The sequence below is a fragment of the Streptococcus parasanguinis genome (assembly GCF_001578955.1).
GTDB lineage: Bacteria > Bacillota > Bacilli > Lactobacillales > Streptococcaceae > Streptococcus > Streptococcus parasanguinis_U.
Map to the genome: position 1 here is coordinate 35,748 of NZ_KQ969694.1, position 11,574 is coordinate 47,321.

Annotated in this window: 7 protein-coding genes and 1 pseudogene; all 8 read left to right on the top strand. The window is 42.3% G+C overall.

Annotation, left to right across the window (positions count from 1 at the left end; translation table 11 throughout):
* The first annotated feature begins 8 nt into the window (after nt 1-8).
* Nucleotides 9-1,154, top strand: a complete 1,146-nt coding sequence (gene nagA, locus SPADD19_RS10400; RefSeq protein WP_241496583.1) for an N-acetylglucosamine-6-phosphate deacetylase — start codon at nt 9-11, stop codon at nt 1,152-1,154.
* 173 nt (nt 1,155-1,327) lie between these two features.
* Nucleotides 1,328-1,546, top strand: coding sequence for a hypothetical protein (locus SPADD19_RS10405; protein ID WP_003018530.1), 219 nt, complete (start codon nt 1,328-1,330; stop codon nt 1,544-1,546).
* A complete protein-coding gene (locus SPADD19_RS10410; protein ID WP_061455946.1) occupies nt 1,543-2,385 on the top strand; it encodes an aldo/keto reductase in 843 nt (280 codons plus the stop codon). The genes SPADD19_RS10405 and SPADD19_RS10410 overlap by 4 nt, the downstream gene beginning before the upstream one ends.
* A gap of 269 nt (nt 2,386-2,654) precedes the next feature.
* A complete protein-coding gene (locus SPADD19_RS10415; RefSeq protein WP_061455947.1) occupies nt 2,655-7,073 on the top strand; it encodes a S8 family serine peptidase in 4,419 nt (1,472 codons plus the stop codon).
* Between the two features lie 509 nt (nt 7,074-7,582).
* Nucleotides 7,583-8,500 carry a glycine--tRNA ligase subunit alpha gene (gene glyQ / locus SPADD19_RS10420; protein ID WP_002886077.1) on the top strand — a complete coding sequence of 306 codons (918 nt, stop codon included), beginning with the start codon at nt 7,583-7,585 and terminating at the stop codon, nt 8,498-8,500.
* A 208-nt stretch (nt 8,501-8,708) separates the two neighbouring features.
* A complete protein-coding gene (gene glyS / locus SPADD19_RS10425; RefSeq protein ID WP_061455948.1) occupies nt 8,709-10,745 on the top strand; it encodes a glycine--tRNA ligase subunit beta in 2,037 nt (678 codons plus the stop codon).
* Nucleotides 10,746-10,778: 33 nt separating this feature from the next.
* A complete protein-coding gene (locus SPADD19_RS10430; RefSeq protein ID WP_031575259.1) occupies nt 10,779-11,036 on the top strand; it encodes a DUF896 family protein in 258 nt (85 codons plus the stop codon).
* 163 nt (nt 11,037-11,199) lie between these two features.
* Nucleotides 11,200-11,574 (top strand): annotated as a pseudogene (locus tag SPADD19_RS10435) (amino acid permease); the annotation flags it as partial.

Below are 11,574 nucleotides of genomic sequence, written 5' to 3' on the forward strand. Positions count from 1 at the left end.
CTACATATATTAAAGCAGATCAATTTTATTATCCACATGGGGTTCGCCGCGGAGGCTATTTGGAGCTTGTTGATGGCAAGTTTGGAAAACATGTGGAAAGCTTACCAGAAGGTGCGGATGTGTTGGATTATTCTGGTTACAGCATTGCGCCTGGCCTCGTAGATACCCATATTCACGGATTTGGTGGGGTAGATGTGATGGATAACAATATCGAAGGCACTCTCCATACCATGAGTGAAGGTCTCTTGAGTACAGGGGTTACGAGTTTTTTGCCTACGACCTTGACTTCCTCTTATGAACAACTTTTGGCAGTAACGGAAAATATCGGTGCACGATACAAAGAAGCAACAGGAGCCAAGATTCGCGGTATTTATTTTGAAGGACCTTATTTTACAGAAAAATACAAGGGAGCTCAAAACCCATCTTATATGAAGGATCCAAGTATGGAAGAATTCCGGGCTTGGCAAAAAGCTGCCAATGGTCTGTTGAATAAGATTGCTCTTGCTCCTGAGCGTGAAGGGGTAGAAGAATTTGTTCGGACCATTACAGGAGAAGGGGTGACTGTCGCTCTGGGACACTCCAATGCTACTTTTGAAGAAGCTAAAAAAGCGGTTGATGCAGGTGCGAGTGTCTGGGTACATGCCTACAATGGTATGCGTGGTTTGACGCACCGTGAACTCGGTATGGTTGGTGCCATGTATGAGTTGCCTCATACTACAGCAGAGTTGATCTGTGATGGCCATCACGTGGATCCGCTAGCGTGTGATATCCTGATGAAACAAAAAGGAAAAGAAAATGTTGCCTTGATTACGGACTGTATGACAGCTGGGGGCTTAGAAGACGGGGACTACATGCTTGGGGAATTCCCGGTTGTGGTCGCTGAAGGGACGGCTCGCTTGAAATCAACTGGTAATCTAGCTGGCTCAATCTTGAAATTGAAAGATGGATTAAAAAATGTTGTAGAGTGGGGAATTGCTAACCCTCACGAAGCAGTGATGATGGCCAGCCTCAATCCGGCAAAATCAGTCCATATTGATGATGTTTGTGGTCAAATTCGAGAAGGGTATGATGCGGACTTCATCGTGCTTGATCAAAATTTGGATCTGGTTGCGACCTATCTCGATGGGGTCAAACGTTACCAGGCAACTAACTAGATTCAAGAAACGAAGATAGAATACTTCCTCTCTAGGTCATACCTAGAGAGGTTTTTGTGAGGTATTCATGGGGGTTAAACAGTCTGTAGGGGCTTGTTATTTGTCAATGGTAGTGTAATTTTGTGAATGATGTCTTTTCATGCTATAATGGGAATTGAAATGTGAGGTAGTTTATGAAAGCAATTGATATACGTTTTTTATTGATGGGAATTTTTTTCTTGCTCTATGGGATTGTAAGAAAAAATATCTTTATTGTGATCGTTGGTGGGGCATTTTTACTCTATAGTTTTTATAGCAAGAAGATGGAGCCAACCAAGAAGAATATTTTTAAGCCAGAGCTCAAGCTTCGAGGGCCTAAGAAACCGAAATCGAAGAAAGGAAAGAAAAAATGAATCATTATCGTTTGAATAATGGGGTGAAGATTCCTGTATTGGGATTTGGGACGTGGAAAGCAGCGGATGGAGAAGAAGCCTATCAAGCTGTGTTAGCTGCTTTAAAAGCAGGTTATCGCCATATCGATACAGCTGCGATTTATCAGAATGAAGAGAGTGTGGGGCGTGCTATTAAAGACAGTGGTCTTGCGCGCGAAGACCTGTTTATTACCACCAAACTTTGGAATACTCATCACACATATGAAGATGCTCAAGCTGCTTTGAAAGAGTCTCTTGATAAATTGGGCTTGGACTATATAGATCTTTATTTGATTCATTGGCCAAACCCAAAGCCTCTTCGAGACAATGATGCTTGGAAAAAACGGAATGCTGAGGTTTGGCGAGCAATGGAAGATATGCTAGCTGCTGGCAAGGTTCGGGCTATTGGCGTTAGCAATTTTCTGCCTCATCATTTGGAAGCCCTCCTTGAAACAGCTCGGGTCATCCCAGCTGTGAACCAAATTCGTCTAGCACCTGGGGTTTATCAAAGTGAAGCCATTGCTGCAAGTCGCAAGCATGGCATTTTACTAGAGGCTTGGGGACCTTTTGGCCAAGGAGAATTGTTCCAAAATGAACAAGTAAAAGAAGTGGCTACTAAATATGGGAAAACCGTCGCTCAACTAGCCCTAGCTTGGAGTTTACAAGAAGGTTTCCTTCCACTGCCAAAATCTGTTACGCCTGAGCGGATTGCAAGTAATTTAAAGTGCTTTGATTTTGAATTGACAGCAGATGATATGGAGCTCCTTCGCCATCTTCCGGTTGAAGCAGGCGCACCAGATCCGGACACCAAAGATTTTTAAAAGAGAATTTCTATTCATTAATGAAAACCGAGGACAGTTTCGTTCTCGGTTTTTAAAATCCTTTCAATTATGAAATAATTTTAAAACTCCAATAAAAACAGATGTTCTATAATACTTTCCCATGCAACTTCAAAATTTTCCGAACGAAAATAAATTAATAGTTAGTAACATTCGTAAATGTTACATTTGTGTTACAATTTGTTTTTTGAATGAATTTTCAGATAATTTTGCGTTATAATAGTTACTATTAAAATAAAAGGGGAGTTTCTATGAATAGACAAGAACGTTTTTCATTAAGAAAATACAAATTTGGTGTAGCCTCAGTTTTATTAGGGGCTGTTTTGGTATTTGGATCTGCACAAGCGAGTGCTGAAGAACAAGCAGCCAGCCAAACAAGTGCTGGAACACAGCTTGTAGCCACTACTCAACAGGCACCTGCTGAAGAAGAGCATTCACAAGCAACAGAAGCAAATACAGCAGTTGCTAGTGAGAAAGTAGAAGTTGCAAAAGAAGCAACAGTTGCTGAAAAGACAACGAATGCAACAGAAGTAGCTCTTGTTGAAAAAACAGAAGCTCCGAAAGAGGCAGCTACTGTTCCAGAAACAAAACCGGAAGTAGCGGAAAAACCTGTAGAAAAAGCAACAGCAGTGGCTACTGCGACAAGTTCAGAAACAACGAATCGCCATGAGGCAGCTGAAAAACCTCAAAGCATCGAAAGTGACGAAATTATTACTGTTCCCCAAACCTGGAAGCAAGGTTATAAAGGGGAAGGGATGGTTGTCGCCGTCATCGACTCTGGCTTGGATGTGAACCACGAGGTTCTTCGGATTACCGATCCTTCAAAAGCTAAGTTTAAAAACCAAGAAGAAATCGAAGCTGCTAAGAAAGCGGCAGGAATTGATTATGGTAAATGGTACAACGACAAGGTTGTCTACGCTTATGACTACTTTGATGGGACCGACAATATCAAAGAGGCTGAAAGAGATTCCCATGGGATGCACGTTACAGGGATTGCAACAGGGAATCCTGATAAAGAAGCAGGGAACGGTGAAAAGATCTATGGTGTAGCACCAGAAGCGCAAGTTATGTTTATGCGTGTCTTTTCAGATCGTCAAAAAACAACGGGTTCTGCTCTTTATGTAAAAGCAATTGATGATGCTGTAGCTCTTGGTGCAGATACCATCAATATGAGTCTTGGATCTTCTACTGGTTCTACGGTCAATGCAGGTTCAGATATCATTGACGCCATCAAACGGGCGCGTGCTAAAGGTGTATCTGTCCTAATCTCTGCAGGAAATAGCAATACTTTTGGGAATGGCTATTCAAGACCAGCTGCAGAAAATCCAGATTACGGCTTGGTCGGAAACCCATCAACAGTAGAGGACTCTATTTCTGTTGCTTCAATCAATAATAAAATCATTACCACAGAGGTTTTCGAAGTCAAAGGTCTAGAAGGTAATGCAGAAGTAGATAACGGGAAGTTTGACTACAGTAAATCTGCAACAGATACAGACTTTGAAAAAGGTAAAGAATATGAGTATGTATCAGTTGGTCTTGGGAAAGAAGATGATTTCAAAGATCTAGATCTTACCGGTAAATTGGCGCTTATCCAACGCGGGGAAATTCCATTCTCAGAAAAGATTGCCAATGCCCTCCATCATGGTGCAGTAGGGGCCATGGTTTACAATAATGTAGAAGGATCTAATCTTGGAATGGCAATTGATGGAGATGCTAAGAAAATTCCATCTGTCTTCATTTCAAAACGCTATGGGGAAGCTCTTAAAGCTGGATCTTACAAAGTTGTCTTTAACAATACCATGGCTAACCGTCCATCTCCAGAAGCAGACCAATTGTCTGATTTCTCAAGCTGGGGTGTGACAACAGATGGTCAGTTGAAACCAGATGTCACAGCACCTGGTGGGAATATCTTCTCTTCTTTGAATGACAATACCTACGGGGATATGAGTGGTACTAGTATGGCCTCTCCTCATGTAGCAGGTGTGGCAGCTTTGGTCAAAGAATACCTTGTGAAGAACCACCCAGAATTGACTCCAGAACAAGTTTCTGCAACTGTCAAAGCCTTGATTATGTCTACGGCTAAACCACATGTTAATAAAGAAACCGGTGTTTATACTTCTCCACGTCAACAAGGAGCAGGGGTTGTAGACACAGCTGCTGCCGTTTCAACAGACTTGTATGTTACTGGTGAAAACAACTACCCAAGTGTCACTCTTGGAAATGTTGGAGATAGCTTTACCTTTGCTGTCACTGTCCACAATATTTCAGATACCGATCGTACCTTGAAAATGTTGGTGAATACTGACACAGATGAAGTGAAAGATGGTAAATTTACCCTCCGTCCACGTAAATTAACAGAAACTGCTTGGCCTGAAGTAACGGTGAAAGCGCATAGTTCTGAAACGGTTACGGTTAAAGTTGATACAAGTAAATTCACAGAAGAATTGAGCAAAGAAATGCCAAATGGCTATTTCCTTGAAGGATTTGTTCGTTTTGTCGATCCAGCAGATGACGGGGATGTGGTCAGCTTGCCATTTATGGGATTCAAGGGAGAATTCCAAAACCTTCCAGCTGTCGAAAAACCAGTCTATGATTTGGTACGCGAAGGAAAAGATGGTTTCTACTACCATATTCCAAAAGATTTGAACGTTTCCTATAATGCTAATGTTTCAGCTCTATTAACACTTCAAAATGACCTTCTTCTTACACAAGGGAAACGAGATGGTCGTCGTATTACAGTCCTTGGTATTGAAGAAAATGCAGAAGGAACTCATGCTCTTCAAGTGGATGAAAACGGAAATGTTCGCATTGCCATTTCACCAAATGAAGATGGGAATAAAGACCTCGTTGAATACAAGACGGTCGCTCTTCGAAACATTGAAAACCTTCATGCAACTGTCTACGCAGCAAGCGATACGGAACATAAAAATCCGCTGTGGGAAGGAACTCCATCTGATCATCGTAAGAACTTCTTTGATGGCAATGAAAAGAACCCACGTAGCTACACGCTAGATAATACTGCTTGGAATGGTACGGATGCAAATGGGAATGCAGTGGCAGATGGTGAATATGATTATGTCATTCGTTACACACCAATGGTTCCGGGAGCTGAAGAGCAATCAACGACCTTCAAGGTTCAAGTTGATACCCAAAAACCAGTGATCACATCTGGATATATTCGTTTCAAAGATGGGGCTCAACAATTTGTAGCACGTAAAGCCAAAGATGTTGGTGAAGGTGGTATCTTAACTGAAAAACTCGTTTACGTGACTCCATTTGATGATAAGGGGACAATGATCCAAACGAGTGAAGATAAGACTGGTACACGTGCGCTTGAAAATTACCATGTGATCAAGGCCAATGCAGATGGTAGCTTCGATCTTCCTGAAAACATCGATAAGAAGAATATCTACTACTATGTAGAAGACTTTGCGGGTAACGTAGATTATGTTTCACTAGCTGATTTAGTTCGGGATCAAAATAGTGGTCGGGTTCAAATTGCAGTTCGTGACGCTAAAACGAACAAAGATTTGGATACTATGTATGTTTACCGAATCAAAGATAGCAATGGTCAATACGTATCAGTTGATAAGACAAAAGATATTAACTTCTTGAACTTTGGTCATTATACTGCAGAAATCTTTACGTATGATCGTACAGAAGTGAAATTTGTCAGCAGCTTGACGCAAGAATTTGATTTGACAGAGGATAATAGTTTCCAAACGATCGCTTTTCTTGCCAATACTTTAGAATATGCACCAGTTAGCATCAACTTTGATCAACCGGTTTCAAAAGCGGCTACGATTGTATTAAAAGGGGCAGATGGTGAAAACTTTGTCTTGCCTGCTGAAAAATATGGTAAAAATGGCTTTGGTAAATCTGTAGCAACTGGTCAATATACCTTGGTTGCAACTCTTCCTACAGGCTATGAACTAGCTGAGGAAGCACCAGTGATTTCAGTTGTCGCAGGGCGCAACAACAATTACCGTATTGGAGTGATCTCAAAAGTGGATCTCTTAGCTGCTTTGAACAACCAAGCAGATGTTACAAAGACAGCGCAATACTTCAATGCCAGTGCGGATAAGAAGGAAGCCTATGATCAAGCCTTGCAAGCGGCCCAAGCAGCCTTGACCAACAAGGTTAGTCAAGAGCAAGTCAACCAAGCTCTAGCTAGTCTTGAAGCTGCCAGCCAAGCTTTGGATGGGAAAGATTCAAACGTTGCGGCCTTGAAAGAAGCTATGCAGGCTTACGATGCTACGACAAAAACTGGTCGTTATGCCAATGCCAAAGAAAAAGTACGTCGCGACTACGATCGTGCTTTCCAAACAGTAGCCTTGCTTGCAGTTGATCCAACTGTGAAACAAGAACAAATCAATCAAGCACTTGCTGAGCTTAGCCGTGCAGAAGGAAAATTAAACGGGAAAGCAACTGATTTTTCAAGTCTTGAAAAATACATCAAGGAAGAATTGAAGTTCCAAGAAAAGAATGCGAAATTCATCTATGCTGGAAATGAAGAAAAAGAAGCTTACCTAGTAGCCTTCAAGGATGCACAAACCATCCTTTCAAATCCAGGAGCAAGCCAACAAGATGTGAAAGATGCTTTGACAGCCTTGAAGAATGCCAAGAAAAAACTTCATGGTAAAAAACCAAAAGCTGCAAGACGTCCATAAGAAAAACAACATTGTTTGTTAGCCTAAAATCCGTATGAAACGATTGTTTCATGCGGATTTTAATTTACAAGTCACTAAAAATCTGCTATAATACTAGTCAAGAAAGAAGGGCTTACGGCGTTTTTCTAGCGAGCTTGGGATAGTGAGAGCCAAGTAGAGCAAGGTAAGCAAGTGGCGCTTTCTCTCAGTAAAAAGCTGAGTAAAGTAAAATAAAATGAAGTAATAAATTAGGGTGGAACCGCGTTTCTAACGCCCCTAGGTCATAGACTTAGGAGCAGAGACACGGTTCTTTTTGTATCCTAAGTCACAAGAAACTTTATGAATAAGGAGTATTCAATGTCAAAAAAACTAACCTTTCACTGCGTTAGTGGCAGATACCTCCTTACAGTCGGACTGCCCAACGCTCAGCATTAAGGTGCCTGAGCTAGACGCAGTACTAACTCGTCTTGCCTCGTATGATCAACGAGACAGACTCGTGTCGCAAGAAATTATAGAAAAAGGAGTAAATAATGTCTAAAAAATTGACTTTCCAGGAAATCATCCTTACTTTGCAACAATACTGGAATGACCAGGGTTGTATGCTCATGCAGGCTTATGATAATGAAAAAGGTGCGGGAACCATGAGTCCTTACACTTTCCTTCGTGCCATTGGTCCTGAGCCATGGAATGCGGCTTATGTAGAGCCATCTCGTCGTCCAGCGGACGGTCGTTACGGGGAAAACCCAAACCGTCTTTACCAACACCACCAATTCCAAGTGGTGATGAAACCATCACCATCAAACATCCAAGAGCTCTACCTTGAGTCATTGGAAAAATTGGGGATCAATCCTTTGGAGCACGATATCCGTTTCGTTGAAGATAACTGGGAAAATCCATCAACTGGTTCAGCTGGTCTTGGTTGGGAAGTTTGGTTGGACGGTATGGAAATCACTCAGTTCACCTACTTCCAACAAGTTGGTGGTTTGGCAACTGGCCCAGTAACTTCTGAGGTCACTTACGGATTGGAACGTTTGGCTTCTTACATCCAAGAAGTAGACTCAGTTTATGATATTGAGTGGGCTCCAGGCGTTAAATACGGAGAAATCTTCCTTCAACCAGAATATGAACACTCAAAATATAGCTTTGAAGTTTCTGACCAAGATATGCTTCTTGAAAACTTCGAAAAATTTGAAAAAGAAGCAGGGCGTGCTTTGGAATTAGGCCTTGTTCACCCTGCCTATGACTACGTTTTGAAATGTTCACACACCTTCAACTTGCTTGATGCACGTGGAGCAGTATCCGTTACAGAACGTGCCGGTTACATTGCCCGCATCCGTAACTTGGCCCGTGTCGTAGCTAAGACCTTCGTTGCAGAACGTAAGAAACTCGGTTACCCACTTCTTGACGAAGCCACACGCGCCAAACTCCTAGCAGAAGAGGAAGAATAAAGAGAGTATATTAAATAGGATTGGGTTATAGAGGGATCCTACAGAACCAGTTGCCGCAGTGATAGAGGTATCGTTAGAGAAACTAACGATACCAGGCAAAATTGGAGACCTTAGGCTCCGATTTTAGCAATGAAACGACGCAGTCGGTTGCTTGCGTGCCAATCACATAAGGCAAACTGGAAAAAAAGATATTTTTCGGAGAAAAAACATGACAAAAAACTTATTAGTAGAACTTGGACTTGAAGAGTTGCCAGCCTACGTTGTCACACCAAGTGAAAAACAACTCAGTGAGAAAATGGCAGCCTTCTTGGATGACAACCGTCTTTCATACGAAAGCATTCAAACCTTCTCAACACCACGCCGTTTAGCTGTCCGTGTGATTGGTTTAGCAGATCAACAATCTGATTTGACTGAAGATTTTAAAGGACCTTCTAAGAAAATCGCCTTGGATGCAGATGGAAACTTCTCAAAAGCGGCTCAAGGATTCGTCCGTGGGAAAGGCTTGACGGTTGATGATATCGAATTCCGTGAAGTCAAAGGGGAAGAGTACGTTTATGTTACGAAGCACGAAGCTGGAAAACCAGCTAAAGAAGTCTTGGCTGGCGTTCCAGAGGTGCTTGCTTCATTGACCTTTCCTGTTAGCATGCACTGGGCTAACAACACCTTTGAATACATTCGCCCAGTTCACACCTTGATCGTTCTTTTGGGCGACGAAGCGCTCGACCTTGACTTCTTGGATATCCACTCAGGTCGTGTGAGCCGTGGACACCGTTTTCTTGGACATGAAGTGGAAATTACCAATGCGGATTCTTATGAAGAAGACCTTCGTACCGTTTACGTGATTGCGGATAGCAAAGAACGTGAAAACATGATTCGTGAGCAAATCAAAGCCATCGAAGCAGAACAAGGTGTTCAAGTTCAAATCGAAGAAGGCCTTTTGAATGAAGTCTTGAACTTGGTCGAATACCCAACTGCCTTTATGGGAAGTTTTGATACTAAATATTTGGACGTTCCAGAAGAAGTCTTGGTGACCTCAATGGAAACGCACCAACGTTACTTTGTTGTACGTGACCTTGATGGTCAGCTTAAACCAAACTTCATCTCCGTCCGTAATGGGAACGCTGAGCACTTGGAAAATGTTATCCGAGGAAATGAAAAAGTATTGGTGGCACGTCTTGAAGATGGTGAATTCTTCTGGCGTGAAGACCAAAAACTTAAGATTGAAGATCTCGTTGCTAAATTGGCGAACGTGACCTTCCATGAAAAAATTGGTACTCTTTCAGAACACATGGCGCGTGCTGGTGTTATTGCAGCGTCACTAGCTGAGCAAGCTGGTTTGACTGCTGAAGAAACGGCAGCCGTCGCTCGTGCAGCTGAAATCTACAAATTTGACCTCTTGACGGGTATGGTCGGAGAGTTCGATGAATTGCAAGGAATCATGGGTGAAAAATACGCCCTCCTTGCTGGTGAAGATGCTGCGGTTGCGACAGCTATCCGTGAGCACTACCTTCCTGATGCAGCAGACGGAGCCCTTCCAGAGACTAAGGTTGGTGCCATTCTTGCCCTTGCAGATAAATTGGATACCCTCCTTTCATTCTTCTCAGTAGGCTTGATTCCATCAGGTTCCAATGACCCTTATGCACTTCGTCGTGCAACACAAGGGATTGTTCGTATCTTTGATGCTTTTGGTTGGCACATCCCTATGGATGAGTTGATTGACAGCCTTTATGGACTTTCATTTGATAGTCTTTCTTATGACAATCAAGCAGAAGTCATCAACTTCATCAAAGCGCGTGTAGACAAGATGATGGGACGCACATCTAAAGATATCAAGGAAGCCGTTCTTGCTGGTTCAAACTTTGTCGTAGCTGATATGCTAGAAGCAGCTGAAGCGCTTTCAGAAGCTGCGAAGACGGATGGTTACAAGGCAGCTGTTGAATCCCTCTCACGTGCTTTCAACTTGGCAGAAAAAGCAGATGCTTCAGTAGCAGTCGATGCCAGTCTCTTTGAAAACGATCAAGAAAAAGCCCTGGCTAAAGCGATTGAAGAGCTTGAATTGACAGGTTCAGCTAGCGACAAATTGGCTCAACTCTTTGCTCTTAGCCCAGTCATTGATGCTTTCTTTGACAATACCATGGTGATGGCAGAAGATGAGGCTGTTAAAAACAACCGTTTGGCCCTTCTTGCAGGCCTTGTAGCGAAAGCTAATGCTGTCGCAGCCTTTAATCAATTGAACACAAAATAAGTACCTGATGACAGGTAGAAAGTAGGTTTTATTATGACACCTGAAAAAATTGCTCGTATCAATGAGCTTGCTAAAAAGAAAAAAACAGAAGGTTTGACTCCAGAAGAAGAAGTGGAGCAAGCAAAACTTCGTGAAGAATACATTGAAGGTTATCGTCGTTCGGTTCGTCACCACATTGAAGGTATCAAAATTGTAGATGAAGAAGGTAACGATGTAACACCTGAGAAACTACGCCAAGTGCAACGGGAAAAAGGTTTGCATGGCCGTAGTCTCGATGACCCTAATTCATAAGCAAAAGAGTGCTGGAAGAGACTCCAGCACTCTTTTGTATATTTAAAATTCAGAATATTCTGGACTAGATTGACCAATTTTTAAAAACATGGTATAGTAGATTGTGTGAAAATTTGAAGTATACTTTTCTGAAAATGTACAGAAAAAGAATTGGAGTAATCATATGTCAAAAAAACATCATCCTAGTCAAGAAACCGAAAATGGGATGGTTCGTGGTCTGCAAAATCGGCATGTTCAGCTGATCGCTATTGCAGGAACCATCGGGACAGGACTCTTTCTTGGAGCCGGTCGTTCCCTTTCTTTGACAGGACCCTCTATTATTTTAGTCTATATGCTGACTGGCGCCTTCATGTACTTGATGATGCGGGCAATCGGAGAAATGCTCTATATGGACCCTGATCAACACACCTTTATCAACTTTATCACCAAGTATCTAGGAAAAGGTTGGGGTTATTTTTCAGGATGGTCCTATTGGGTCTCCTTGGTATTTTTGGGAATGGCAGAGATCACTGCTGTTTCCAACTATGTCCAGCTTTGG